The organism is Aeromonas sp. 96A, from assembly GCF_051919165.1.
GTDB lineage: Bacteria > Pseudomonadota > Gammaproteobacteria > Enterobacterales > Aeromonadaceae > Aeromonas > Aeromonas veronii.
Window position 1 is genome coordinate 3,519,384 of sequence record NZ_JBQBFE010000001.1, and the last position, 24,524, is coordinate 3,543,907.

The 24,524-nt window shown below is 59.8% G+C and carries 24 protein-coding genes; 11 read left to right on the top strand and 13 right to left on the bottom strand.

The annotated features are described in order from the left end of the window. The first annotated feature begins 21 nt into the window (after positions 1-21). Positions 22-477 carry a GNAT family N-acetyltransferase gene (locus ACTG2W_RS16340; protein ID WP_106844086.1) on the top strand — a complete coding sequence of 152 codons (456 nt, stop codon included), beginning with the start codon at positions 22-24 and terminating at the stop codon, positions 475-477. A gap of 72 nt (positions 478-549) precedes the next feature. Here ACTG2W_RS16340 and srmB read toward each other — a convergent pair whose 3' ends face one another. After that, positions 550-1,773, bottom strand: a complete 1,224-nt coding sequence (gene srmB / locus ACTG2W_RS16345; protein ID WP_005335816.1) for an ATP-dependent RNA helicase SrmB — start codon at positions 1,771-1,773, stop codon at positions 550-552. 119 nt (positions 1,774-1,892) lie between these two features. On the opposite strand from srmB, the gene ACTG2W_RS16350 reads away from it, so the two are divergent. The 3 genes from ACTG2W_RS16350 (at position 1,893) to brnQ (ACTG2W_RS16360) (ending at position 5,828) form a co-directional block, all read left to right on the top strand. Further along, entirely contained in the window at positions 1,893-2,603 is a 711-nt protein-coding gene (locus ACTG2W_RS16350) for a tRNA1(Val) (adenine(37)-N6)-methyltransferase (RefSeq protein ID WP_106844087.1), read from the top strand. 191 nt (positions 2,604-2,794) lie between these two features. After that, positions 2,795-4,099, top strand: a complete 1,305-nt coding sequence (gene brnQ, locus ACTG2W_RS16355; protein WP_040067130.1) for a branched-chain amino acid transport system II carrier protein — start codon at positions 2,795-2,797, stop codon at positions 4,097-4,099. A 451-nt stretch (positions 4,100-4,550) separates the two neighbouring features. Then, a complete protein-coding gene (gene brnQ, locus ACTG2W_RS16360; protein WP_235657033.1) occupies positions 4,551-5,828 on the top strand; it encodes a branched-chain amino acid transport system II carrier protein in 1,278 nt (425 codons plus the stop codon). A 73-nt stretch (positions 5,829-5,901) separates the two neighbouring features. Here the strand turns inward: brnQ (ACTG2W_RS16360) and ACTG2W_RS16365 are convergent, their stop codons facing one another. The 3 genes from ACTG2W_RS16365 to zur are packed head-to-tail and all read right to left on the bottom strand — an operon-like array spanning position 5,902 to position 7,046. Beyond that, the gene (locus tag ACTG2W_RS16365; RefSeq protein ID WP_005335809.1) at positions 5,902-6,132 is read right to left on the bottom strand and encodes a hypothetical protein; all 231 of its coding nucleotides are present in this window, start codon (positions 6,130-6,132) and stop codon (positions 5,902-5,904) included. 4 nt (positions 6,133-6,136) lie between these two features. Then, entirely contained in the window at positions 6,137-6,598 is a 462-nt protein-coding gene (locus ACTG2W_RS16370) for a chemotaxis protein CheX (protein WP_005335807.1), read from the bottom strand. Beyond that, entirely contained in the window at positions 6,588-7,046 is a 459-nt protein-coding gene (gene zur, locus ACTG2W_RS16375) for a zinc uptake transcriptional repressor Zur (RefSeq protein ID WP_005335805.1), read from the bottom strand. Before zur ends, ACTG2W_RS16370 begins: the two co-directional genes overlap by 11 nt. A 137-nt stretch (positions 7,047-7,183) precedes the next feature. On the opposite strand from zur, the gene dusA reads away from it, so the two are divergent. After that, complete coding sequence (gene dusA, locus ACTG2W_RS16380) at positions 7,184-8,170, top strand: tRNA dihydrouridine(20/20a) synthase DusA (RefSeq protein ID WP_106844089.1); 987 nt, start codon at positions 7,184-7,186, stop codon at positions 8,168-8,170. Positions 8,171-8,238: 68 nt separating this feature from the next. Here dusA and ACTG2W_RS16385 read toward each other — a convergent pair whose 3' ends face one another. The 3 genes from ACTG2W_RS16385 to ACTG2W_RS16395 all read right to left on the bottom strand — a co-directional run bounded on the left by ACTG2W_RS16385 (position 8,239) and on the right by ACTG2W_RS16395 (position 11,958). Next, positions 8,239-9,798 (bottom strand): methyl-accepting chemotaxis protein, encoded by a 1,560-nt coding sequence (locus tag ACTG2W_RS16385; RefSeq protein ID WP_440016395.1) that lies wholly within the window; start codon positions 9,796-9,798, stop codon positions 8,239-8,241. Between the two features lie 137 nt (positions 9,799-9,935). Further along, positions 9,936-10,235, bottom strand: coding sequence for a hypothetical protein (locus ACTG2W_RS16390; RefSeq protein WP_005335795.1), 300 nt, complete (start codon positions 10,233-10,235; stop codon positions 9,936-9,938). Positions 10,236-10,353: 118 nt separating this feature from the next. Then, positions 10,354-11,958, bottom strand: a complete 1,605-nt coding sequence (locus tag ACTG2W_RS16395; protein WP_440016397.1) for a peptide ABC transporter substrate-binding protein — start codon at positions 11,956-11,958, stop codon at positions 10,354-10,356. A gap of 184 nt (positions 11,959-12,142) precedes the next feature. On the opposite strand from ACTG2W_RS16395, the gene ACTG2W_RS16400 reads away from it, so the two are divergent. After that, positions 12,143-12,850 (top strand): ParB-like protein, encoded by a 708-nt coding sequence (locus tag ACTG2W_RS16400; RefSeq protein ID WP_440016399.1) that lies wholly within the window; start codon positions 12,143-12,145, stop codon positions 12,848-12,850. A gap of 84 nt (positions 12,851-12,934) precedes the next feature. Here the strand turns inward: ACTG2W_RS16400 and ACTG2W_RS16405 are convergent, their stop codons facing one another. Continuing rightward, on the bottom strand, positions 12,935-13,603 hold the full coding sequence (locus tag ACTG2W_RS16405; RefSeq protein ID WP_440016401.1) for a CatB-related O-acetyltransferase: 669 nt from the start codon (positions 13,601-13,603) through the stop codon (positions 12,935-12,937). Positions 13,604-13,888: 285 nt separating this feature from the next. Here ACTG2W_RS16405 and ACTG2W_RS16410 point away from each other — a divergent pair, with 285 nt between their 5' ends. Then, a complete protein-coding gene (locus ACTG2W_RS16410) occupies positions 13,889-14,317 on the top strand; it encodes a DUF2753 family protein (RefSeq protein ID WP_440016403.1) in 429 nt (142 codons plus the stop codon). Between the two features lie 17 nt (positions 14,318-14,334). On the opposite strand, the gene ACTG2W_RS16415 is transcribed toward ACTG2W_RS16410, so the two are convergent. After that, positions 14,335-15,084 carry an enoyl-CoA hydratase-related protein gene (locus ACTG2W_RS16415; protein WP_440016405.1) on the bottom strand — a complete coding sequence of 250 codons (750 nt, stop codon included), beginning with the start codon at positions 15,082-15,084 and terminating at the stop codon, positions 14,335-14,337. A 90-nt stretch (positions 15,085-15,174) separates the two neighbouring features. On the opposite strand from ACTG2W_RS16415, the gene ACTG2W_RS16420 reads away from it, so the two are divergent. From ACTG2W_RS16420 to ACTG2W_RS16430, 3 genes are all read left to right on the top strand, one after another. Further along, complete coding sequence (locus tag ACTG2W_RS16420) at positions 15,175-15,624, top strand: copper chaperone PCu(A)C (RefSeq protein WP_263085472.1); 450 nt, start codon at positions 15,175-15,177, stop codon at positions 15,622-15,624. A 95-nt stretch (positions 15,625-15,719) separates the two neighbouring features. Beyond that, complete coding sequence (locus tag ACTG2W_RS16425) at positions 15,720-16,349, top strand: TIGR04219 family outer membrane beta-barrel protein (protein ID WP_263085473.1); 630 nt, start codon at positions 15,720-15,722, stop codon at positions 16,347-16,349. Between the two features lie 226 nt (positions 16,350-16,575). Next, on the top strand, positions 16,576-17,256 hold the full coding sequence (locus ACTG2W_RS16430) for an SDR family oxidoreductase (protein WP_157162400.1): 681 nt from the start codon (positions 16,576-16,578) through the stop codon (positions 17,254-17,256). Between the two features lie 92 nt (positions 17,257-17,348). Here ACTG2W_RS16430 and ACTG2W_RS16435 read toward each other — a convergent pair whose 3' ends face one another. After that, positions 17,349-19,073: a proline--tRNA ligase gene (locus ACTG2W_RS16435; protein ID WP_123172343.1), complete on the bottom strand. Its 1,725-nt coding sequence runs from the start codon at positions 19,071-19,073 to the stop codon at positions 17,349-17,351. Between the two features lie 274 nt (positions 19,074-19,347). Between ACTG2W_RS16435 and rlmD the strand changes: the two genes are divergently transcribed. Continuing rightward, the gene (gene rlmD / locus ACTG2W_RS16440) at positions 19,348-20,700 is read left to right on the top strand and encodes a 23S rRNA (uracil(1939)-C(5))-methyltransferase RlmD (RefSeq protein ID WP_106844097.1); all 1,353 of its coding nucleotides are present in this window, start codon (positions 19,348-19,350) and stop codon (positions 20,698-20,700) included. Between the two features lie 264 nt (positions 20,701-20,964). On the opposite strand, the gene ACTG2W_RS16445 is transcribed toward rlmD, so the two are convergent. From ACTG2W_RS16445 to ACTG2W_RS16455, 3 genes are read right to left on the bottom strand one after another with little or no spacing between them, the layout of a single operon-like run. Beyond that, positions 20,965-21,534, bottom strand: a complete 570-nt coding sequence (locus tag ACTG2W_RS16445; protein ID WP_440016408.1) for a PqiC family protein — start codon at positions 21,532-21,534, stop codon at positions 20,965-20,967. After that, complete coding sequence (gene pqiB / locus ACTG2W_RS16450) at positions 21,531-23,180, bottom strand: intermembrane transport protein PqiB (RefSeq protein ID WP_005335774.1); 1,650 nt, start codon at positions 23,178-23,180, stop codon at positions 21,531-21,533. The genes ACTG2W_RS16445 and pqiB overlap by 4 nt, the downstream gene beginning before the upstream one ends. After that, positions 23,173-24,444: a paraquat-inducible protein A gene (locus tag ACTG2W_RS16455; RefSeq protein WP_064341664.1), complete on the bottom strand. Its 1,272-nt coding sequence runs from the start codon at positions 24,442-24,444 to the stop codon at positions 23,173-23,175. The genes pqiB and ACTG2W_RS16455 overlap by 8 nt, the downstream gene beginning before the upstream one ends. Between the last annotated feature and the right edge of the window lie 80 nt (positions 24,445-24,524).

Below are 24,524 nucleotides of genomic sequence, written 5' to 3' on the forward strand. Positions count from 1 at the left end.
CGAACTGATAAGGAGTTGCCGATGAACTGGATCCTGAAACCCTGGTCTGAACTGACCACTGACGAGTTGTATGAGTTGCTTGCGCTGCGGGCCGAGGTGTTCGTGGTGGAGCAGACCTGCCCCTTTCAGGATCTGGACGGGCTCGATCGCCGCGAGGGGGTCTGGCACCTGCTCGGCTATCAGGGCGATCTGCTGGCCGCCTATGCGCGGATCATGGCGCCCGGCATCGGCGATGAGAGCGGTGCCGCCATCGGTCGGGTGGTGACCTCACCCAAGGCGCGTGGCGGTGGTCTCGGTCACCAGCTGATCGGCGAGGCGGTCAAGGCGTGCGAGGTGCGCTGGCCGACCCACAGCATTTGGCTGGGGGCACAGGCCCATCTGCAAGGCTTCTACGGCCAACACGGTTTTGTGGCGGAAGGGGAAGGCTATCTCGAAGATGATATCCCCCATATGGGAATGCGCAGAGTGGTGGCATAACCACTCGTCAGAGTGATTCAGAATGCAGAAAGGCCATCCCGCGGGATGGCCCTTCTCTTTATCGCCAGGCGATCACTTCTTCTTTTTCTTCTTGGCGGACTTCTTCTTGTCGACCGGCTTTTTCTTCTTCACCGGTACCCGCGCTTCCTTGTGTTTCGGGCGCAGCTCGTCGATCACCCGGCGCTTGAGGCGCTCCTCGGTGTAGCGCTCGATCTTGGCGACCATCGCCATGTCGTGGGCTTCCACCAGGCTGATGGCACAGCCACGGTTGCCGGCGCGGCCGGTACGGCCGATCCGGTGGACGTAGACATCGGCGCCGTAGGGCATGTCGTAGTTGATGACATGGCTGACGTTCGGCAGGTCGATGCCGCGGGCGGCGACGTCGGTGGCGATCAGGAAGGGTACTTCCCCTTCGTGGAACTTGCGGATCGACTCGATACGCTTGCTCTGCTCCATCTCGCCACGGATCCAGGCGCAGGAGATACCCGCAGCCTGCAGCTGGCCGGAGAGCTCCGCCAGACGCTCGCGAGTCTTGACGAAGATGATGGCTTTCTGGGTTTCCGGATCTTTCAGGATATGGGTCAGCAGCGCCAGCTTGTGGGCGGCGTCATCAGCCAGATGGATCCACTGGGTGATGGGGCGACGTTCGCTGCGGGGCGGCTCGGCGTGCAGCTCCACCGGATCCTTGAGGATCTCGTTGGCGAACTTCTCAAGGCCGGCCCCTTCCAGGGTGGCGGAGAAGAGCATGGTGTGCTTGCGGTAGCGCGCCTCTTCCACGATGCGGTTCACATCCTTGATAAAGCCCATGTCCAGCATGCGGTCCGCTTCATCCAGCACCAGCACCTCGATGTCGTGGCTCTCGAACTCCTCTTTCTCGATGTATTCGAGCAGACGACCCGGGGTGGCCACGACGATGTCGGTGGTCTTGGTCAGGGCTGGCAGCTGCTCTTCATGGCTGACGCCGCCGATGATGGTTTCGATGCTGAGGTTGGTATGGGCCGCCAGCGCCTTGGCGTGGGCGGTCACCTGCAGCGCCAGCTCACGGGTCGGGGTCAGGATCAGCATGCGGCAGGGGCCCGGCTTGCGGCGCGGGAAGTCCAGCAGGTGCTGGAGTGCCGGCAGCAGGAAAGAGGCGGTCTTGCCGGTACCGGTCGGTGCGGATGCCAGAATATCGCGGCCGTCCAGGGCTGGCTCCAGCACCATCTGCTGGATGGTGGTGGGGCGGGTGAATCCCATCTCGGCCAAGGCCCGGTTGAGGGCTGGGTGCAGGTCGAAATCATCAAAGGACTGGCTCATGGCAATACTCGGTCATTAAGGAAACGGCAGATTATAGGCGATTATCTCGTCGGCTCCTATTGGTGAGTGTGTCTTAGCCGCTATAATCGCCCACCATTTTTGCAGATGACGGGGGCCAGATGGGACGTAGTCGCGGATTTACCTTCAAACAGTTCCATATCAATCACGATCGCTGCGCCATGAAGGTGGGTACCGATGGCATTTTGCTCGGTGCCTGGGCGCCGGTCGAACAGGCGCACCGGGTGCTCGATATCGGCACCGGCAGCGGCCTGATCGCCCTGATGCTGGCCCAGCGCAGCAGATCTGACTGCCGTCTCGATGCGGTCGAACTGGATATTAATGCGGCCAGCCAGGCGCGGGAGAATGCGGCTGCTTCTCCCTGGGCCGATCGGGTGACCGTCATAGAGAGTGCCATTCAGGATTATCAGGCAGACCCTTACGATCTTGTCGTCTCCAACCCTCCCTATTTCTTGGCAGGCCAGTCATTTAGCGATCCGGCGCGGGCGTTGGCCCGCCATACCGGCGCCCTCGACAGCCCCGCATTACTGGCGGCCTGCGATCGTTTGCTGAGCCCGAACGGGCAGGTAGCGCTGGTGCTGCCGACGGCGATGGCCGATGAAATTTTATGCATTTCGGCGAATTATGATCTGCATGGCATTTGTTATACAGCTGTTATCACCAGAGAGGGTAAAGAGGCAAATCGTGTTTTATTGCTACTTGGCAGAGGATTAAACAGGTGTGAGAGGGGTGAAATTGTGATCCATTCTGCTGATGGGGCCTATTCCGACAGATATATCCAACTGACCAACCCCTTCTATTTGAAGATGTAAATTTCGTCTTGAACTATTTTTTCACGCCATTATGCTGGTTCCAGATCGAGCGCCCGCTCCAGACCAGCTAAAACCACTGGTTGCGATGAAAAAACATGCGAGGCTCTTTTTTTATACCCCCTGAACACACCCGGTCAGCGACCGATAAAAACTATAACAAGCAATAATTTACAAGACAGACGAGGTTGAACTTGACGAAATCACTCACATTGTCCGATGTACTCGGATTAGGGTTTATGACCTTCGCCTTCTATCTGGGCGCCGGTAACATCATTTTCCCGCCGTTGGCCGGTTACATGGCTGGTGAGCACCTCTCCCTGGCGATGTTTGGCTTCCTGGTCACTGCCGTGGGCCTGCCTCTGGTGACCATTCTGGCCGTGGCGAAAGCCGGTAACGGCTGGGCTGGCATGACCAAGCTGCTGCCTGCCGGTGTCGCGACTGCGCTGGCCGTTGCCATCTATATCATCATAGGCCCGGCCTTTGCCGCGCCCCGTACCGGTCTGGTGGCCTATGAAATGGGCCTCAAGCCGTTCATCGGTGACATGGGTCAGGTTGGTCTGGCGGCCTATACCGTGATCTTCTTTGGTGTGGCCATTCTGGTCTCCATGAACCAGGGCAAGCTGATGGACGCCATCGGCAAATACCTGACTCCGGTACTGATGCTGCTGCTGCTGACTCTGGCGATCGGTGTATTCGTAGCACCGCAAGGCTCCATGCCTGATGCGTCCGGTGACTATCAGAACAGCCCCTTCGTGAAAGGGATCCTGGAAGGCTACAACACCATGGACACCCTGGCGTCCCTGATGTTTGGCGCCCTGATCGTCGATCTGCTGCGCCAGAAAGGCATCAACGATTACAAGAGCCAGTTCAAGTATCTGGCCATTGCCGGCCTCATCTCTGCCGTTGGTCTGAGCGTGGTGTACGTCTCCCTGTTCCAGCTGGGTAACACTGCAGCCGGTGTGGCGACGGATGTCAGCAATGGTGGCGCCATCGTCAACGCCTACGTACTGAGCCTGTTTGGTCAGCCGGGTCAGTTCATTCTGGCGGCCATCATCACTCTGGCGTGCTTTACCACTGCAGTCGGTCTGATCTCTGCTTGTTCCGATTTCTTCCACAATCTGACCGGCATGGCTTACAAGAAGCTGGTGGTGTTGCTGGGCGTTATCTGTGCCGTGGTGGCCAACGTGGGCCTGAGCCAGTTGATCAGCCTCTCCATTCCGGTGCTGGTTGCCATCTATCCGGTTGCCGTGGCGCTGGTGCTGGTCACCTTCCTGAAGGGTTACTTCGGCCGCCCCCGTCTGGTGTTCCGTGGCGTGTTGATGGTTGCCTTCCTGTTCGGGTGCCTGGATGGTCTGGGTGCTGCCGGTATGAAGATGGATGCGTTTGCCTTCCTGCCGCTGTTCGACAAGGGCCTCGCTTGGCTGATGCCGACCCTGCTGGCCTGCGTAGTTGGCGTGATGGTGCGTCCGACCGAGATGGCTGCCGAAGCTGCCTGATCACACCCGATCTGATATTGCCAAGAGCCTGCCCCGTGCAGGCTCTTTTGTTTTCTGTGAGCCTCGCTTCTCGCCTCGCTTTGCACTGCCGTAATTGTCACTGTACACAGATAGCATCTGAGCCGCCGTATTTGGCCGCTATAACCCGTTTTCCTCTTCTTGCCTCCCATACGCCACGTGTGACACCTGTTTATGGAGCGCCGAGTTGTTCGGCGATTAATTCCACAGCGGTAAATTGTTTCAAGATATTAATTGGTGATTGAGATCGAACTCCTCTTCTTTATGCTAAAGGTGGTGCGCCTCATCCGGTCTGCGGGCCGTGTGGGGGCGAGAGGTATTGTTACCGGTTATCTGCCAGGCAGTGGGTGCAATCAATAACAAGCTGATAAGGCAGATGAGGTTGAGTTTGACGAAATCATTGAAGTTGTCCGACGTATTCGGATTGGGGTTTATGACGTTTGCCTTCTATCTGGGGGCTGGCAATATCATTTTTCCGCCGCTGGCCGGTTTTATGGCCGGTGAGCATCTGCTGGCCGCCATGTGCGGCTTTTTGCTGACGGCGGTGGGTTTGCCGCTGATCACCCTGATTGCGGTGGCCAAGGGGAGCTCGGGGGGCGGCGCGAGTGGCTGGACCGGAATGACCCGCTATCTGCCCGCCGGGGCGGCGACGGCGCTGGCCATCGCCATCTATATCATCATGGGACCCGCCTTTGCCATTCCCCGCACCGGTCTGGTCGCCTACGAGATGGGCCTCAAGCCCTGGCTTGGCGATACCGGCCATGCGGGGCTGCTGATCTACACCCTTAGTTTCTTTGCTCTGGTGATCCTGGTGGCGCTCGATCGCGGCAAGCTGCTCGATGCGGTCGGCAAATATCTGACCCCTGCCCTGATGGCGATGCTGCTCATTCTGGCGGTCGGGGTCTTTATGACGCCGCAGGGCACCATGCCTGATGCCAGCGGTGAGTACATAGATGCAGCCCTGACCAAAGGAATGCTGGAGGGGTACAACACCATGGATACCCTGGCCTCCCTGATGTTTGGCGCCCTGATCATCGGTTTGCTGCGCCAGAAGGGGATCGAGGATTATCGCAGCCAGTTCAAATATCTGACCATTGCAGGCTTGATCTCGGCGGTCGGGTTGTCGGCGGTGTATGTCTCGCTCTTTCAGCTGGGCAACAGCGCCGGTGGGGTGGCGAGCGATACCAGCAACGGCGGCGCCATCGTCAATGCCTACGTCCTGAGTCTGTTTGGTCAACCGGGTCAGTTTATTCTGGCTGCCATCATCACCCTGGCCTGTTTTACCAGCGCTGTCGGCCTGCTCTGTGCCGGTGCCGACTACTTCCATGGCCTGACAGGTTGGGCCTATCGCAACTGGGTGATCCTGCTGGGGGCGCTCTGTGCACTGGTGGCCAATGTGGGGTTGAGCGAGCTGATCGGCCTCTCCATCCCGGTGCTGGTGGCCATCTATCCGGTCGCCATCGCGCTGGTGCTGGTGACCTTCCTCAAGGGATGGTTTGCCCAGCCACGGCTGGTGTTTCGTGGTGTGCTGACGGTCGCCTTTCTGTTTGGTTGTCTCGATGGGCTGGGGGCTGCCGGGATGGCGATGGACGGCTTTGCCTTCCTGCCGCTGTTCGACAAGGGGCTTGCCTGGCTGCTGCCGACTCTGCTGGCCTGCATCGTCGGCATCCTGGTGCGACCAAGCGGGAAGTTGGCTGCCGAAGCGGCTTGATTCAGAAACAACGAAATAGCAAAGAGGCCAGCAGCTGCTGGCCTCTTCTGTTTCTGCCGGATCCGTTACCGGATCAGATTTGCGGGCCTTTCGGCTTGGGTTTGCCCTCCAGACCATACCAGTGGGTTTCTACCCGTCCGGCATGCCACTCGAAGGTGCCCCAGGGCTGCTTGGCTTCCCAGCGCGGGAAGTTGATGAGCACCCGGTTATCTTCGTACTTGTAGAGGGAGGTGCTGATCTGAATGTCCGACAGGATCAACAGCAGGGCCCAGCAGATGAAAATCCATTTCAATGCTTTCCACATAGGGTTACTCGAAGCAGATTTCGATAGTGGCGCGACCGAAATCCGATTCGAACGGCATCATGATCTTGGTGCCATCGGCACGGTGAGTAATGGTGTGGTTGGGGCCGGAGACGATGATGGGGGTTGCCATGTCAAACTCGTAGCCCTTCTCGCCCAGCATCCGCTTGGCACCGCCGGTCACCATGTTGGTGATTTCACCGACCATGTCGGTCACCTCTTCGTTGATGTTGGCGGGAGCTTCCCCCAGCATGCGGCGCATGATCTCCAGTGCCAGCCCCTTCTCGAAGCTGATGGAGAGGGAGCCACGGGTCTGCGGGCCGACCATGCCGATCAGGCCGGAGACGTCGCCGCGCGCCAGCTCATCCATCTTGCGTTTCGGTTTGCCCGGTTTGAGTTCCAGCTGTGCCATGGTCGAGAGCACATTGAGCAGGGATAGCAGGAACGGATTTACAAAATCAGCCTTCATGATGACTTCCTACAGTGGGCGTACAACGGGCACATTGGCCATGTGCCTCTATCGTCTTATTGGTAATAGTAAAACCATGCAAGTGGGCCTGCTCGGAAAACGCGCTATCGATCGCCGTATCGTGAAGCTCGACCACATCCCCGCACTCGTCGCAGATCAGCAACTGCATCGGGTGAGCGTGATCGAAGTGGCAGCAGAAGATAAACGCGTTGAGAGATTCCACCTTGTGAGCAAAGCCCTGTTCGAGCAAAAAATCGAGTGCCCGATAGACGGTTGGCGGCTTGGCATTGGCTTCGGTTTGTTGCAGCTGGGCCAACAAATCATAGGCGCTGATGGCGTTGCCGTGTGCCGCCAGCAGGCGAAATACCTGACGTCGGGTCGGGGTGAAGCGGATCCCTCGCTGTATACAGAGTCGCTCGGCTCGTTGTAAAAGTTGGTCTTGATTCATGATCGCGCAGATACCCTTTCTATTAGCCGGATACTATCACAGGGCCTCGCATGGCGCGGCGACAAAATTCATTTTCTGGGGCTGCTTCACGTTGTGATAAAATCCGCCCCTTTCTTTAGCCAACCCGGATGATTTTTATGCAGGCGCAGCGTTTTTCCATCGCCCCCATGTTGGACTGGACTGATCGGCATTGCCGTTACTTTCATCGACTGATGAGCCGCCAGACCTTGCTCTATACCGAAATGGTGACCACCGGCGCCATCATCCACGGCAAGGGGGATTATCTGGGTTACAGCGAGCAGGAGCACCCCATTTCCCTGCAGCTGGGTGGCAGCAATCCGGCCGATCTGGCGCGCTGTGCCAAGCTGGCCGAGGAGCGCGGCTATGACGAAGTGAACATTAACGTCGGTTGTCCCTCCGATCGGGTGCAGAACGGCCGCTTTGGTGCCTGCCTGATGGGTGAACCGGCGCTGGTGGCGGACTGCGTCAAGGCGATGCGCGATGTGGTCGATATTCCGGTGACGGTGAAGACCCGTATCGGTATCGACGATCAGGACTCTTACGAGTTTTTGCAGGCCTTTATCGAACAGGTGCGCGATGCCGGTTGCGACACCTTTATCGTCCATGCCCGCAAGGCCTGGCTGAGTGGCCTGAGCCCCAAGGAGAACCGCGAGATCCCGCCCCTCGATTATCCTCGGGTCTATCGGGTCAAGCAGGATTACCCGGATCTCACCATCGCCCTCAACGGCGGCGTCACCTCCATGGAGCAGACTCTGGAGCACCTGCAACACGTTGATGGCGTCATGATGGGGCGTGAAGCCTATCAAAACCCCTACATTCTGGCGCAGGTGGACAATCTGGTGTTCGGTCAGAACAACGCTGTGCCGAGCCGCCACGAGGTGGTGCGGATGATGCTGCCCTATATCGAGCAGGAGCTGGCCAAGGGTAACTACCTCTCTCACATGACCCGCCACATGCTGGGATTGTTCCAGAATATGCAGGGGGCCCGCGCCTGGCGCCGTCACCTGAGTGAGAACGCCTGCAAGCCGGGGGCGGATATTCAGGTGGTGCTGGATGCCATGGCCAAGGTGCCGGAGTTTACCGCCAGCGAGACGGCCGAATAAGCCAGTTGTGCCAAGGCAAGAGCAACAAAAAGCGCGTCAGTTGACGCGCTTTTTTTATTACTGTCGCTTCAATATCTGAACTGGTTGATCAGCCGCGAGAGGTCCTGCAGCCGCTCTACCAGCAGGGTGATGCCATCGAGGGCCTGCCTGCTGTTGTCGGCGGTGTGGCTGGCCAGCTGGTGGATCTGGTGTATCCCTTCATCGAGCGTCGCCGTGACGTCGGCTTGCTGACTCACCGCCTGGGCGATCTCGTCGCTGGTGCGGGTTACCTGCCCCAGCATCCGGTTGATCTGGGTGAGCACGTCGGCGGTGGTGCCCGCGTGCTGCTGGCAGCGCACCGAAGTCTGCGCCCCTTGCGTCATCCCGTCCGACAGCTGTCGTGTAGTCTGTTGCAGCGCCTGGATCATCTCGTGGATCTCGCTGGTCGAGGCACGGGTCTTCTGGGCCAGCGCCCTCACTTCATCCGCCACCACGGCAAAGCCGCGCCCCTGTTCGCCCGCCCGGGCGGCCTCGATGGCCGCATTGAGGGCGAGCAGGTTGGTCTGGTCGGCGATTTGGCTGATCACCTCCAGAATACCGCTGATCTTCTGGCTGTCGCTGGTGAGCTGGGCCAGCACGGCATGGTTGGCATCCAGCTCCTGATGAAGTTGGTTGACGGCGGATCGGGTGGTCGCCAATGCTTGCAGCCCCTCATCGGAGACCTGCTGTACCTCTATAACCAGATTGCTCGCCTCATGGGCACTGTGGGCCACATCGCGAATGGAGTGGCTCAGCTCGGTGATGGCGGTCGCCAGCTGCTCGCTGTGGGCGCGCTGCCGCTGCAGATGAGTATCAATGGTCTGGATATTGCCCCGGTCATCTTCGGCAGCCTGCAGGATCTGCTGGTTGGTGTCGGCGCTGCGCCCGACCACGGCCTTGAGCTCGGCCTGCTTCATCCGCAGGGCCAGTTCGACGGCCGCCAGGGTATCGCGCCGTCGGGTGTAGAGCACCTGACAGAGGCGGGTTCCCTTGTCTTGATCGGCAAGGGTGAGCAGATGAGACAGCCGCTGTTGCAATCGCCAGCCGTGGGTTGCCTGTGCCAACAGCAACAAGGCGGTGGGCAGCAACCAGAACAGGTTGCCGGTGGCAAAGGTAGCAAGGGTGGTGAGCAAGGCAGAAACGGAGAGCCAGAGGGACAGCTGACCCGGTTCAATGTGACACCGGCTCAGCCAGGGAAGTGCCTTGCCGCTGCGCAGCAGGCCATAGAGCTGCTCGGCCCAGGCCACATCGCTGGCGGCGGGTTTGGTGCGCACCGACTGGAACTCGACGATCTCCTTCTGCGCATTGAGGATCGGGGTGACGTAAGCGTTTACCCAATAGAACTGACCGCTTTTGGCGCGGTTCTTGACCAGCCCCATCCAGCTTTTGCCCTGTCGCAGCCGCTGCCACATGTCGGCGAAGGCCGCTTTGGGCATGTCGGGGTGTCGCACCAGATTGTGGGGCACCCCTTCCATTTCGGCAGCACCGTACCCGGCCACATCACAGAAGTGCTGGTTGGCATAGGTAATATGACTGGCGGGATCCGTGGTCGAGATGAGTGCGATGTTGTCGGGGAAGTGTATCTCCCCCTCCTGATGGAGTCTGGTCATGTGTCGTTCCTGAAAAAGCCAAATAACTGATAAATATGTTTTTTATTGTCGTTCTCAGTTAATCATTCTAAGGCTCTTCAGTGACCCGAACTTGGCTTGGGTCAATTAATCAACACAATGATTTGATGAAGTGAGGGTCAGCTGGCCGGGGTGAAATCGTGAACTTCGCCGCTTCTCGGTTTAAAGCGCGGATCGCTATCTTTGTAGCTGCGCACCAGCTCCATCGTCTTGCAAAAGCTGGTCTGCTTGTCGTACTCCTGACGAGCCAACTCGATGGCCCGTTCGGCCCGGCGCCGCTCCATCTTGTCAGACTTGCGATCGCTGAACTGTTGCTGCTGGTGCAGCATCCAGCCGACAAACTCTTGCTGGCATTGGGATTCGCTATTGGCCTGCGCAGGCAGGGTCCACAACAACGAGAGCAGTATCAAATAACGCATGTCTGACTGGGTATTGAAGATTAATTGAACAGAAGGGGCGGCATTTTAGGCTGGAAATCGGGGTGTGAACAGTATCAATAGCGAGGCCCTGCGGGGCCTCGCATCGTTGTGGCCGGTGTCAGTGTTTGATCAGGTACAGCTGGCGGCTGTAGGCCACATCTTCCGGGTTGTTGATGGGGTAGCCCTTGAGCCATGGCTTGATGAGTCGGGCATTGGTGTACTGGTAGATGGGGGCGATGGGGGCTTGATCCTGCAGGATCGCTTCCGCCTCGCTAAACAGCTTGCTGCGGCTGGCGGCATCCTGAGTGCTGGCAGCCTCTGCCAGCAGCTGGTCATAACGGGCATTGGCAAAGCCTGCCATATTGCCGCTGTGACGAGAGCCCCACAGGCCGAGGAACGCTGACGGGTCGTTGTAGTCGGCGACCCAGGATGAGCGGATCACCTCGAACTGACCGCTCTGGCGGCTGTCGAGATAGGTTTTCCACTCCTGATTGGTCAGCTCGACCTCGGCGCCCAGCTTCTGCTTCCACATGCTGGCAATCGCCAGTGCCATCTTCTTGTGAATTTCCGCGGTGTTGTAGAGCAGGGTCAGCTTGAGCGGCTTGTCCGGGCCGTAACCGGCCTCCTTGAGCAGGGCCTTGGCCTTGCTGTCCAGAGCCGGTTGGCTGCTGGTGGAGAGCAAGTTGGCGGCCGGGGTGAAACTGGCGGTCACATCCGGAGTGAAGTGATAAGCCGGTTTCTCGCCAGTGCCGAGCACCTTGTCGGCGATCAGGGCGCGGTCGATGGTGTAGGAGAGCGCCTTGCGCACCCGCACATCGTTCAGTGGTGCCTGACGGGTATTGAAAGCGTAGTAGTAGGTACCGAGCTGATCCGGGGTGTAGACCTCATTCGGGATCTGCTGCTTCAGCTTGTCGTACTGCTCCTTGGGGAAGGATTCGGTGATATGCAGATCGCCAGCCAGGTAGCGGTTGGTCGCCGCGCTCTCCTGATTGATCGGCATGAAGATCACCTTGGTCAATACGGTATGGGCCCGATCCCAGTAATAAGGGTTGGGGGTCAGCTCCAGCTTCTCGTTGACCACCCGGTTGTTCAGCACAAAGGCACCGTTGCCCACCAGTTTGCCGGGTTGGGTCCACTGGTTGCCGTACTGCTCGATGCTGGCCTGATGGAGCGGCGACAGGCTGGGGTGGCTCAGCAGGTTCAGGAAGTAGGGCACCGGCTGGGAGAGGGTCACTTGCAGGGTGTGGTCATCGAGGGCCTTGACCCCCAGCTCGCTGGCAGGCAATTTGCCAGCGACTATCTCGTCCACCTTGTCGAAACGGGCCAGTTGGGCAAACCAGGCGAAGGTGGCCGCCTCTTTCGGGTCGACCAGCTTGCGCCAGCCGTAGACGAAGTCACCGGCCTTGACCGGATCGCCGTTGGACCAGCGCGCATCCGGGCGCAGATGGAAGGTAAAGAACTGGTTGCCCTTGTTCTCCCAGCTGGCCGCCACCCCGGCAACCGGTTTGCCATCCGGCCCCTGGGTCAGCAGTCCCTCGAACAGATCCCGCAGTACCTGCAACTCCGGCAGGCCGACCAGCTTGAGCGGGCTCAGGCTCGCAGGTTCATCCTTGAGGTGGCGAACGACAATCTGCTCGGGGGCGAGTTGTGTTCCGGCGGGAATATCGGCAGCCTGGACAGCAGCACAGCCCAGCAGGGCCAGCAAGGGGGTCCATCCTTTCATGGGTCGGATCCTTCAAATAGTGTGAAGCGGGGAGAAAACTCGGCGAGAAAATATCGCCGACAGATGGGAAATCATGATATCCCGTTTGCTGGTCTGACCGCCAGCATTCGACTCTCACTCCCAATCGGGGTAGAAGAGCGTTCCCGGCGTCTGTGCAGTTCAATGTGGTGAGGAGTGTCAAACGATGAAAGCATGGTTATTGCTGGCCTGTGTGTTGAGCCAGGGGGCCTGGGCGTTGGCCCCGTGCCAGAGCGACACGGCGGTGGGCAACTGGTGCGAGATCGGCATTGATGCCTTGCACCCGACCCAGGGGGGCGTCGGCCAGATCCAGGTCGATGAGACCCAGGCCACATTGGCGGGCATGAGCGCAAAGCAGCTCGACAAGTTGATGAAAAAGAAAGAGATCCCCGTGGTGATTGCGCCGGATGGCAGCTACTGGCTGGTGGACAGGCACCATCTCACCAAGGCGTTGTGGCAGCAGGGCGTCAAGGATGCCCGGGTCAAGGTGATTGGCCGTCTGCAGGACAAAGCCAACTTCTGGAGCCAGATGCAGAACAACCACTGGGCCTGGCTCAAGGATGAGAAGGGGCAACCGCTGACCCCGGAGCAGTTGCCGACCAGTATCGACAAGCTGCCTGATTACCCCTATCGCACCCTCGCCGGACTGCTGCAGAATGCGGGCTACTTTCGCAAGGATAGACAGGTCTATTTCGTCGAGTTTGCCTGGGCCAGCTGGCTCGGCAAGCAGATGCAGTGGATGCCTGTCGATAACTCCAATCTGGCCGCCCGCCTGCAACAGGCCAAAAGGTTCGCCTGCGGCAGCGATGCCAAGGATCTACCCGGTTATCCCGGCAAGCAGTGCAGCCTCAACCAGTCCAAAAGCGCGCAATGAGTGGATGTGCGATGACGGCATCCAGAGCATGCCGGAGATAAAAGAGGGCGACCCCGGGGTCGCCCTTCTGCTGTCAGCTACTGGTTAGCGGTGGTAACTCATGGCGCTCCGCCCAGCGGCAGCCGCCTGTTCAAGCAGGGCGACGTCACCTTGCTGGATCAGCGGTAGCAGATCGTTGACCTGTTGATCCGGCCAATCCCACCAGGCGAGGGCCTGTAGCCGGGCAATCTCCTCCTCGCCAAAGCGCATTCGCACCACCCTGGCCGGGGTGCCCGCCACCATGGCATAGGGTGGCACATCCTGATTGACCAGCGAACGGGCGGCGATGATGGCGCCGTCGCCGATGGTGACGCCGGGCATGATCATCGCCTCCATGCCGATCCAGACATCGTTGCCGATGCGGGTATCGCCTGCGGGGCGGTAGCTGCGCTTGAGCGCCGCCAGATCGGCGAACGGATAGGTGCTGATGAAGGCCGTGTTGTGGGTGTGGTTGCCGCCCATGATGATCTTCACCCCGGCTGCAATCTGCACGTAGTCGCCGATATGGAGCCGGTCGATATGCCAGAGCGGCTCCCAGCCGGTTTCCGAGCTACGGCTGAAGGGATCGCCATGGAGGTAGCGCACCGCCACCTCTTCGAAGGGGCCATCCCAGGCACCCGAGTAGTAGCTGTGCTGCCCTTTGAGGGAGATATTGGGGTTGGTCACCGTCAGGTGCAGGTATTCGACCTGCGACCAGTGTTGGCAGGTGTTCATGCTGGTACTCCTTTGCTAAATGGATCGGATGGGTTGCGTTCGCTTGAGCGCAGCTAATAGATCCAGACCAGCATGCGGGGCACGCAGAGCAGGGAGCAGCCCAGCATCTGCGGGAGGCGAGGTCGCATTGTGGTGTGCTCCAAAGAAGGGGGGAAGGGCAGGATCATAAGGTCGGGCGCCGGGTTTGCCAAGGTTGCGCAGAGATCCTGCACTAACCCTCTGGTTGATATTTATTCTCAATTAGCCATGATAACACTCCCACCATGACGGATTCGGGAGAGCGAGATGACACCGCAAAGTTGGCAACGATACATGCTGGAGGCGGAGCGTGCCTGGCAGGCCGGTTCGCTGGGGGCGGCGATCTGCTTTTATCAGCAGGCGCTGGGGGATGTTTACGAGATGACCCAAGTGGAGTTGACCGAGCTGGCCACCATGCGAGTCGCCACCTGTCACCGGCTGGCCGACTTCTGGCGGGCGATGGATGAGCCGACTTACGAGCTGCGCTACCTGAAACTCGCCTCCGAGCTGGTCACGGCGCTGGTGCCACAATGCCCCAACCGGGAGTGCGAGGCGCTGATCAGTGAGCTGTGTTGCTGTCGTGGTGCCCTGCTCGCCTTTCTCAAGCGCCACCCCAATCCGGAAATTGCCCGGCTGATCCAGCTGCAGGACAAGGTGCAGGGCTGCGAGCTGATCGGCCGTTTTCGCCTCAACTGAACGGATGTGGGCGCGGCTCAGCCCCGCCGTTTGAGTTTCTGGGCGATGCGCTGCTGCGCCTCTTCCCCTTGCAGTGCCTGGGCGAAGGCGTGCGCCTCCAGATCGATGACAAAGTGCACCGCCTGTTTGAGCTCCTGTTTCAGCAGCGCCTTGCTCTTTTGCAGCGCTCTGGGCGGTTTTGCCGCCAGCTTCAGCCCCTGCTCGCGGGCAAAGGAGAGTAATCCATCGGCCGCCACCACCTTGTTGGCGAGCCCGAGTCGCAGCGCCTCCTCGGCATCCATCGCCTCGGCCAGCAGCAACAGCTCGGCCGCCTTGAGGTGCCCCACCAGACGCGGAAGCAGCAGGCTGGAGGCGAACTCCGGCACCAGCCCCAACTCGACGAAAGGAAGCTGCAAGCGGGCATTATCCGCCAGATAGACCAGATCGCAGTGTAGCAAAATGGTGGTGCCAATCCCCACCGCCGGGCCTGCAACAGCGGCGATCACGGGTTTGGGGAAATCGGCCAGGGTGTGGAGGAACTGCAGTATGGGGTCGTCGGGCTCCAGCGAGCTCTTGCCCATAAAGTCAGCCAGATCATTGCCCGCGGTAAAGCAATCCTGCTGTCCCTGCAACAACAGGACATGCACCTCCTCATCGGCTGCCGCCTCTCGCAGCACTGCCACCAGTTGCTTATAGAGCTCGGTATTGAGAGCGTTGCGCTTGTCGGGGCGGTTGAGGGTCAGGGTGAGCAAGCCATCCTGCTGCTCGGCAATGAGAATGGGGGCCATGTCTAAATCCTTGTTATTGAAAGGTGCAAAAAAGGTTGCTGCTGGGGTAATCTTGGCGCCGCTTAACAATATCACAAAAGGATTTCAACCATGTTTAAACGTGCGTTTTATTCTCTGCTGGTTCTGGGTATGACGGCGCCTGCACTGGCCAAGGTCGAGGCTGTCAACGGCTATGTGCGCCTGTTGCCGCCGGGCTCCCCCAACACTGCCGCCTTTATGGTGCTGAAGAATGACGCTGACCAGCCGGTCAAGCTGGTGGCGGCGGCTTCTGCTGCGGCCGGGCGTGCCGAGCTGCACACCCACCTGCACGAAAATGGTGTGATGAAGATGCGCCAGGTCGAGAATATCGAGATCCCGGCCAAGGGCGAAGCGGTGCTCAAGCCGGGCAGCCTGCACATCATGCTGTTCGAGGTGGGCACGCTCTCCGAGCAGACCCCTTTCCCACTCACCCTCACCATGGACGATGGTCAGAAGCTGGATCTGTCACTGCCGGTGAAGCCGATTGAGCCGATGGCAGAGATGAAGCATGTGAAGCACTGACATTTGTCGTCGTTTGTTCAGATTTGAGACTGTGTATTTTGGCTGCACCGGGTAAAATAGTGCTCTTTTCCATGTATGCAAGAGGAAGTGACGTAATGAAAAAGACGCTGATTGCCGGTGTTCTGTTTGCCCTGTGCAGCCAGGGGGCCATGGCCGCCAATGACTGGCGTTTCGCCGCCGGTGCTGATGTATGGGCTTCTCAGGGCAGTGGTCAGGCATATGGTTATAGTGCCAATCACTATGATGACAAATACAACTGGAACGGCTATCTGCAACTGGAACACGGTATCATCTTCCTGCCGAACGCCAAATTTGAAATTTCCGATTTCAGCACCTCCGGTGGCGCCTTCAAGAACGACCTGACAGCCTACGATCTGAGCCTTTACTACCGTCTGTTCAACAACGATCTGTTCAAGATCGATCTGGGGATGACCGGTCGTCACTACGATGGCGAGCAGGTAACCTGGGGGCGTCGGGGTTATGATGAAAACACCCTGATGGCCTATGCCGGCAGTGAAGTGAAGATCCCGGGCACCGGCATCGCCTTCTTCGGCGATCTGCGCACTCACGATGCGGATAACTATGACTACCGTCTGGGTGGTTCCTACAAGTTCTCCTCCATGCCGATCAAGCTGCGTGCCGGCTGGCGTGAAGCCAAGGTCGACTTCGCCAATATCGACCAGTCTGTCGATGGCTGGTTCATGGGCGGCGAATTCACTTTCTAATCTGACGTTGTCTGACAACGGGGGGTGATATTCTTCGCCAACATCTATCAGAGCATTCTGTCGACGGCTGGTTCATGGGCGGCGAATTCACTTTCTAATCTGACGTTGTCTGACAACGGGGGTGACATTCTTCGCCAACATCTATCAGAGCGTTCTGTCGATGGATGGTTCATGGGCGATGAATTCACTTTCTAATCTGACCGTCGACTGACGACGAGGAGCGATAATGGGCCACATCATAGTGACAGGTGCCGGTTCTGGTCTCGGCCGGGCGCTGACCATCGGACTGGTTGAGCGGGGCCATCAGGTCTCCATGATGGGGCGCCGTTATCAGCGACTGCAGGAGCAGGAACAACTGCTCGGCAGCGCTGTGATCGGCATCGCCGCCGATCTGGCGCACCATGAAGAGGTCGACGTCGCCTTCGCCGCTGCGGTGGAGTGGGGCGGTCTGCCCGACATGGTGATCCACTGCGCCGGGGTGGGCGAGTTTGGCCCGGTCGGTGTCTACACCGCTGAGCAGATCCGCCGGGTGGTGGAGAGCAATCTCATCTCCACCATTCTGGTGGCTCAGCAGACGGTACGGCTTATCGGCGACAAGGGCGGAGTACTGGCCAATGTGCTCTCCTCCGCCGCACAGGTGGGCAAGGCTAACGAGAGCCTCTACTGCGCCTCCAAATGGGGGATGCGCGGCTTTCTCGAATCCTTGCGCGCCGAGCTGAAAGGCTCTCCGTTGCGGCTGGTCAATCTCTATCCGAGCGGGATCCGCAGCGAATTCTGGGACAACTCGGATCACGTCGACCCGAGTGGCTTCATGACTCCGGAAGATGCGGCGGCCTATATGCTCGACGCACTGGAAGCCAGAAGCAGCTGCCACGTGACCGACCTCTTTATCGGTCGCAATCCCTGAGGCGAAGCCCACCATCCGGTTGCCGTCGTCAGCACACAAAAACAAAAAGCGCGCCAAATGGCGCGCTTTCTTATATCGGGAAGAGGGCGGAATTAACGGCCCAGCTTGGCCTTGAGCATGGCGATGATGTCGCTGATGGCCACTTCCTGCTTCTCGCCAGTGCGGCGGCACTTGTACTCCACCACGCCGTTGTCCAGACCGCGATCGCCGATGACGATGGCGTGCGGGATGCCCAGCAGCTCCATGTCGGCGAACATCACGCCCGGGCGCTCTTTACGGTCGTCGAACAGCACGTCCACACCGGCGGCTTTCAGCTCGGCGTAGAACTGCTGTGCCTGCTCGGCCACGCGCTCGGACTTGTGCATGTTCATCGGCACGATGGCCACTTCGAACGGAGCGATGGCGTCCGGCCAGATGATGCCGTACTGGTCGTTGTTCTGCTCGATGGCGGCAGCAACCAGACGGGAAACCCCGATACCGTAGCAACCCATCTCCATGGTGACGGACTTGCCAGCTTCGTTCAGCACGCTCGCCTTCATCGCTTCGGAGTACTTGGTACCCAGCTGGAAGATGTGGCCCACTTCGATGCCGCGCTTGAGCAGCAGCTTGCCCTGGCCACACGGGCTCGGGTCGCCTTCTACCACGTTGCGCAGGTCGGCAACTTCATAGGTAGCGATGTCGCGATCCCAGTTGGCACCGGTCAGGTGGAAGCCAGTTTCGTTGGCGCCGCAGACGAAGTCCGCCAGATGGGCGGCGCTGCGATCGACGATGATGCGACCGGCAAAGCCGACCGGGCCGATGGAGCCTGCATCGCAACCGGCGGCAGCTTTAATCTGCTCGTCGTTGGCGAAGGTCAGCGGGTTGGCCACGCCAGCCAGTTTCTCGGCCTTGATTTCGTTCAATTCGTGGTCGCCACGCAGTACCAGCGCGATGACTGCCTGCTTGCCGTGCTCATCTTCCTCTGCCAGTACCAGCAGGGTCTTGGCGATGGCGGTCGGTGCCACGTTCAGGAAAGCGGCCACTTCGTCGATGGTGTGGACGTTCGGGGTGGCAACCTTGGTCAGGGCTACGGTGGCGGCTGCGCGCTCACCAGCCGGTGCCAGCGCTTCGGCCATCTCGATGTTGGCGGCGTAATCGGAGCTGTCGGAGAAGGCGATCAAGTCTTCACCGCTCTCGGCCAGCACCTGGAATTCGTGGGAACCGGTACCACCGATGGAGCCGGTATCGGCCTGCACCGGACGGAAGTTCAGACCCATGCGGGTGAACGCCTTGCAGTAGGCGGCGTGCATCTTCTCGTAGGTATCGACCAGAGACTCTTTGTCGATGTGGAAGGAGTAGGCATCCTTCATCAGGAATTCGCGGCCACGCATCACGCCGAAACGGGGGCGCACTTCGTCGCGGAACTTGGTCTGGATCTGGTAGAGGTTGAGCGGCAGCTGCTTGTAGCTGTTCACTTCGTAACGCACCAGCGCAGTGATCACCTCTTCGTGGGTCGGGCCCAGCACGAAGGGACGGTTGTGACGGTCGGTCAGACGGCACAGCTCGGGACCGTAGTCATCCCAGCGGCCGGACTCCTGCCACAGCTCGGCAGGCTGAACCACCGGCATGGAGACTTCGACGGCACCAGCATTGTTCATCTCTTCGCGAACAATGTTCTCGATTTTCTTCAGTACCCGCAGACCGGTTGGCAACCAGGCATACATGCCGGAGGCCAGTTTACGGATCATCCCGGCGCGCAGCATCAGCTGGTGGCTGACAACTTCAGCGTCGGAGGGGGTTTCCTTGAGAGTGGAAAGCAGATATTGGCTGGTACGCATCGCGGTAGACCTTAGCTAGAACGGGCGCGGGGCCCAGGATAATTTCAAGGGCGGAATTTTAACAGGCTGGGCGTTATGGCCCAAGGGCTAAATTTGCCGCAACCCGAAAGGTGGCAAGACCCGGCAGATGGCCAGGGGCAATGACCATTGTAATAATCAGGCTTTTTATGCCTGCAATTTGGCCGGATCTCCGCTAAACTCTGCCACCTTTTCTCGATGGGCATGGTTTTTCCGCGTCCATCACCCCCATTTTTTAGTACTTTTGGAGCCGCTCATGCCGTTAGTGGGACATCAACACCAGATCGAGATCCTGGAACTGACCGACAAAGGAGATGGCAAAGGACGCCTGTTCGATCGCCCCCTGTTTGTCGAAGGTCTGCTGCCCGGTGAGCAGGCGCTGGTGGAGCTGACCGAGGTCAAGCCGAACTATCTGCACGGCAAGGTTGCCGAGCTGCTCCAGCCCTCTGCCGATCGGGTTGCCGATTTCTGCCCCAACACCGAGTGTGGTGGCTGTCAGGTGCGCCCGCTGGCCTATCCGGCCCAGCTCAAGCTCAAGCAGGCACTGGTGCAGAGCGCACTGGAGCAGGCCGGGCTGGGTGATACTCCGGTCAAGGATATCCTTGGCATGGAGAGCCCGTTCGCCTATCGCAACAAGGCGCAATATGCGGTGCGCAGTTGTGAAGCGGGTGCCGAGATCGGTTTTTATCGCAAGCACTCCCACGATCTCATCACCGCCGATGACTGTGCGGTGCAAGACTCACTGCACGTCGAGCTCAATGCCCGGGTACGCAACTGGATGCGCGAGCACGACATCGCCGCCTATGACGAAGTGAATCACAGCGGCTGCGTGCGCAACCTGATGACCCGCAAGGGCTTCAAGAGCGGCGAACTGATGGTGGTGCTGGTGACCCTGGGTGAGGAGCTGCCGTTCGAAGCCGAGCTGCTGGCGAGCTTAAGCGATCTGCCGGTTACTACCCTGGTGCAGAATATCAACGATGAGCGCACCAACCGCATTCTGGGCGCCACCAACCGGGTGCTGCTGGGCGAAGGGGTTATCCGCGACAAGATCCACGAGCTCGAGTTCGAGATCTCGCCGCTCTCCTTCTTCCAGAACAACCCGACCCAGACCGATGTGCTCTACTCCAGCGCCCTCGAGTATGCCGAGCTGACCGGCAACGAGACAGTGTTCGACATCTATTGCGGTATCGGCACCATCTCCCTGTTCCTGGCAGGCAAGGCCGCCAAGGTAGTCGGGATCGAGTCGGTGGAGAGCGCCATCAGCGATGCCCGCCGCAACGCGGCCCTCAACGGCATCGAGCACACCGAATTCCACGTCGGTAAGGCCGAGCAGCTGATGCCCGAACTGCACGCCCAGGGTGTGACTGCTGATGTGGTGGTGATGGATCCGCCGCGCAAGGGCTGTGACAAGGCGGTACTGCAGACCCTGGTCGCCATGGCGCCCCGTCGTCTGGTCTATGTCTCCTGCAACCCGCAGACCCTGGCCCGTGACCTCGCCTGGCTGGTCAAGCAGGGCTTCGTGCTGGACGAGGTACAGCCGGTCGATATGTTCCCGCACTCCATGCATGTGGAAGCGGTAGCCCGTCTGAGCCTGCCAGCGAAAGCGTGATCGGACATTGGCGCGGAGCGATTTGCATGTTCCTCCTCCACGCCATGCATGTGGCAGCGGTTGCCCGTCTGAGCCTGCCAGCGAAAGCATGAGCGGACATTGGCGCGGAGCGATAGACATGTTCCTCCTCCACGCCATGCACGTCGAAGCGGTTGCTCGCCTGAGCCAGCCCGCCAAGGCGTGAGTCATCGCCTGATACTCGCCCATAAAAAACGACGCCAGCTGGCGTCGTTTTTTTATCTCTGCAATCGGGGGGATTGCCGGTTAGCGGGCGCTCTGGCGCACCTCATCGGCGATCTGGTCGAGCAGCTGTTGCCAGCCCTGACCCAGTTCGTTCACCAGTGCGTTGTAGCCATCGGCTGGCAGTACCCGCTCCTGACGGAAGGGGGCATCGCGCAGCACGGTGCCATCTTCTGCCAGCAGGCGCCAGCGGCCGCTCAGCACGGCGCTGCCGTCATGACGGCCCTGAAAGCGCTCCACCAGAATGGTCAGCACCGGCCCCTTGCGGGCGCCATCCTGTCGCACCACCCAGCCCGGCAGGCGGGTGGAGAGGCCATTGAGGGTGAGCTGGTTGAGCTGATCGTCCAGCGCACCGGCCCAGCGATGGTACTCGGTGAAGTGCAGCTCTTGCCCTTCCAGCTGATAGACCAGACTGATCCGGTCGAGCTGGCTGGCCAGCGCCACCGGGCGCAGCACCAGCTGGTGCTGCGGTTGGGCCGGGGCCGTTACGGGTTGCTGGTTGTCGGCATCGAGCGAGTAGTAGTGCAGGCTTGGTTGGCTGCTGCAACCCGCCAGCAGGCCCAGCAGGGCCAGCGTCAGGATCTCTCTTTTCATTGTTTGCCTCGCTTGGGCTCAGGGTCCGATGGATGCGCGCGATCGAAGATCAGCGAGCTGGGCTGCTCGTTGAGGGAGTGCACCAGCGGCTGCAGTTCGCGCATCAACTGATTGAGGGTCTGCACCGACTGGCGCAGGTCCTGATTGGTCTGCGACTGGGCATCATAGGCCTGCAAGGTCTCCTGCAACTGCTTGAGGCTCTCGTTGAGCGAGGCGGGCAGCTGCTGGGTGGAATCCTTGGCGGTGAGCTTGTTCAGGTTGGCGCTGACTGCACTGATGTTCTTCAGGGTGCCATCCAGGGTGGTGAGTGACCCGTTGACCTTGGTCAGGGTGGTCGCCATGTCCATGTCGACAAACTTGTCGAGGATGAGGTTCACCTTGCGCTCGATCTGATCCAGCCCGCCCTGCACGGTGGGGAAGACCTGATAACCGGCCAGCTTGGCCTGCTCGAAGCGCGGCGCGTCCGGATAGAAGTTGAGGTCGATGATCTTGCCGCCGGTCAGCAGGCTCGAGGTCTTGAGGCTGGCACGCAACCCCTCCTTGAACTGCTTGCCGAACAGGGCACGCCATTGATCCTTCTCCGCCTTGGCATAGCGGTGGGAGAGGCGCTGCACCTCGATGCGAGCCAGCACCGGGATCTGGCGGCTCTTGAAGATCTGCACGCCCTTGTCCTCGATGAGGTAGGGGGCGGAGATGACGGTACCAACCCGAATGCCGCGATACTGCACCGCCGCGCCCGGGTGCAGGCCACCCACGTTGTCATCGAACAGGAAGACGTAGTCGATGAACTGATCCAGACTACCGGCCAGCACGCTCGCCTCATCCTGGAACAGGGTGAACCCTTCCATCTGTTTGACCGGCTCGCCAGGGGCCCATCCGGGTGGCAGACCCATGGTGATGCCGCCATCGATCAGGCTCTCCAGCGAATCCATCTTCACCTTCATCCCCTCGCTGCTCATGGAGACCTCGAAGCCCGGGGTCATCCAGAAGCGGGAGTTGCTGCTCACCAGAATGTCATAGGGGGCGTGGATGAAGATCTGATACTGCATCTCGCTCTTTTCCGGCAGGAACTTCGCCTCTTCCACCTGACCTATGGTGAAGCCCTGATAGTTGATGGGGGAGCCTTCTCCCAGCGCGCGAGTGTCGCGGCTGCTGAGGGTGAGACGCAGCCCCTTGGCATCGAGGGAGGCGAGCGGCGGTTTGTCGAGCATGGCGTATTCGTCCCGCGCCCGACCTTTCTTGCCGGGGGCGAGCTCGATATAGGCGCCGGAGAGCAGGGTGCTCAGACCCGATACCCCTTCACGGCCCACTCTGGGCTTGACCACCCAGAACTGGCTGTCACCGCGCAGCATGCCGGAGGCGGCATTGGTCAGCCGTCCTTTCAGCACGGCATGGCTATAGTCATCGCTCAGCTCGACGGCCTCGATGCGGCCGACGTCCACTTCGCGGGAACGGATCACCGTCTTGCCAGCGACTATGCCCTCGGCAGTGGCGACTGTCAGGGTGAAACTGGGGCCTTGGGAGTACCAGTGCTGGAACAGCATCCAGAGACCGATGAACAGCGCCAGCAGGGGCACCATCCAGATTGCGGCGGCAGAGCTCAGAAAGTCAGAGCCCGGTTTCCACCTTTTTTTACGCTCACTCACGTTCGCGTTCTCCTTGTTGTAAATCCCAGATCAGGCGAGAGTCGAAACTCATGGCGGCGACCATGGTGATCAGCACCACACCTGCAAATGCGACGGCCGCAGGGCCGGGATAGATGGTCATCAGATTGTCGAGCCGGATCAGGCCCGCCAGAATGGCCACCACGAAGACGTCGATCATCGACCAGCGTCCGACAAATTCGGTCATGCGATAGAGTTTGAGCTTGCCGAGGGGGGAGGTGACATTGCCGCGCTGCACCATATAGCAAAGCCAGAATAGCGCCAGTATTTTCACCAGCGGCACCACCACGCTGGCGAAAAAGATCACCGCCGCTATGGGGTAGGAGCCCATGGCCCAGAGCAGCACCACACCGCCGAGGATGGTGGAGGGGCTGTCATCACCGAGAAACACCGTATCCATGATGGGATAGACGTTGGCCGGAATGTAGAGAATGGCGGAGGTAAACAGCAGCGCCCAGGTGCGGTTCAGGCCGCCCGGCTTGCGCGCATGCAGCTTGCCGCCGCAGCGGGAGCAGCTGTGGCTGCCCACCTCGCTCAGAGCGCCACAGATGTGGCAGCCCACCAGACCTGATTCCAGCGCGCCCACTTCCGGGTCGATATCCCGCGCCTCGGTCGGGCCGAACAGCCGCTGCCACAGCCACATCTGGTCAAGCGAGGAGATCATCTTGATGAGCAGCACGGTGTAACCGACGAAAGCCCAGAACGACAGCCCCATCTTGATGTCGGCCATCCCCATCAGCTTGACCAGCGAGATGAGCACCCCCACCAGAAAGACATCCACCATCAGCCAGGGTTTGATCCGGCAGAGCAGACGGCCGAGGGAGCGCAGGGCATTGCTGTGCAGATCTTTATCGACCCGCCACAGCACCAGCATGATGGATCCCATATAGACCAGCGGCAGGCCGATCAGGGTCAGGCTCAGTACCGCGCCGAGAAACAGATAGCCCTCATCCACCAGGGTGGTGATGCTCTGCAAAAAGGTCATCTCCTGGCCCACCCCTTTGGCCGAGAAGGACATAAAGGTAAAGGCGTTGGCGAGCACGAACATGATGAGTGCCGCGAACCCGTAGGAGATCGGCCGCAACTCCTGTTGTGGCAGGTGGCGACTCAGTGTGTGTCCGCAACGGGGGCAGCAGCTGGCCTGTCCCACCTCGAGCGGTGTGGCCGGTATCAGCAGATCACACTCTTCGCAGGCAGTGGCATCATGGACATAGGTGGTGTGGTGTTGGTGTGAAACCGGATGCAAGATAAAACCCCAGATAAGGCCCGTGGTAGAGCCAGAGCTGGCGATTATCGCAGTTGTGCTGGTCAGCGACCAGCCCCCGG

Bases quoted from the DNA above. Each gene is read 5' to 3' on its own strand.
- ACTG2W_RS16340 (WP_106844086.1), top strand. From the start codon at position 22: ATGAACTGGATCCTGAAACCCTGGTCTGAACTGACCACTGACGAGTTG.
- srmB (WP_005335816.1), bottom strand. From the start codon at position 1,773: ATGAGCCAGTCCTTTGATGATTTCGACCTGCACCCAGCCCTCAACCGG.
- ACTG2W_RS16350 (WP_106844087.1), top strand. From the start codon at position 1,893: ATGGGACGTAGTCGCGGATTTACCTTCAAACAGTTCCATATCAATCAC.
- brnQ (WP_235657033.1), top strand. From the start codon at position 4,551: ATGACGTTTGCCTTCTATCTGGGGGCTGGCAATATCATTTTTCCGCCG.
- ACTG2W_RS16365 (WP_005335809.1), bottom strand. From the start codon at position 6,132: ATGTGGAAAGCATTGAAATGGATTTTCATCTGCTGGGCCCTGCTGTTG.
- ACTG2W_RS16370 (WP_005335807.1), bottom strand. From the start codon at position 6,598: ATGAAGGCTGATTTTGTAAATCCGTTCCTGCTATCCCTGCTCAATGTG.
- zur (WP_005335805.1), bottom strand. From the start codon at position 7,046: ATGAATCAAGACCAACTTTTACAACGAGCCGAGCGACTCTGTATACAG.
- dusA (WP_106844089.1), top strand. From the start codon at position 7,184: ATGCAGGCGCAGCGTTTTTCCATCGCCCCCATGTTGGACTGGACTGAT.
- ACTG2W_RS16385 (WP_440016395.1), bottom strand. From the start codon at position 9,798: ATGACCAGACTCCATCAGGAGGGGGAGATACACTTCCCCGACAACATC.
- ACTG2W_RS16390 (WP_005335795.1), bottom strand. From the start codon at position 10,235: ATGCGTTATTTGATACTGCTCTCGTTGTTGTGGACCCTGCCTGCGCAG.
- ACTG2W_RS16395 (WP_440016397.1), bottom strand. From the start codon at position 11,958: ATGAAAGGATGGACCCCCTTGCTGGCCCTGCTGGGCTGTGCTGCTGTC.
- ACTG2W_RS16400 (WP_440016399.1), top strand. From the start codon at position 12,143: ATGAAAGCATGGTTATTGCTGGCCTGTGTGTTGAGCCAGGGGGCCTGG.
- ACTG2W_RS16405 (WP_440016401.1), bottom strand. From the start codon at position 13,603: ATGAACACCTGCCAACACTGGTCGCAGGTCGAATACCTGCACCTGACG.
- ACTG2W_RS16410 (WP_440016403.1), top strand. From the start codon at position 13,889: ATGACACCGCAAAGTTGGCAACGATACATGCTGGAGGCGGAGCGTGCC.
- ACTG2W_RS16415 (WP_440016405.1), bottom strand. From the start codon at position 15,084: ATGGCCCCCATTCTCATTGCCGAGCAGCAGGATGGCTTGCTCACCCTG.
- ACTG2W_RS16420 (WP_263085472.1), top strand. From the start codon at position 15,175: ATGTTTAAACGTGCGTTTTATTCTCTGCTGGTTCTGGGTATGACGGCG.
- ACTG2W_RS16425 (WP_263085473.1), top strand. From the start codon at position 15,720: ATGAAAAAGACGCTGATTGCCGGTGTTCTGTTTGCCCTGTGCAGCCAG.
- ACTG2W_RS16430 (WP_157162400.1), top strand. From the start codon at position 16,576: ATGGGCCACATCATAGTGACAGGTGCCGGTTCTGGTCTCGGCCGGGCG.
- ACTG2W_RS16435 (WP_123172343.1), bottom strand. From the start codon at position 19,073: ATGCGTACCAGCCAATATCTGCTTTCCACTCTCAAGGAAACCCCCTCC.
- rlmD (WP_106844097.1), top strand. From the start codon at position 19,348: ATGCCGTTAGTGGGACATCAACACCAGATCGAGATCCTGGAACTGACC.
- ACTG2W_RS16445 (WP_440016408.1), bottom strand. From the start codon at position 21,534: ATGAAAAGAGAGATCCTGACGCTGGCCCTGCTGGGCCTGCTGGCGGGT.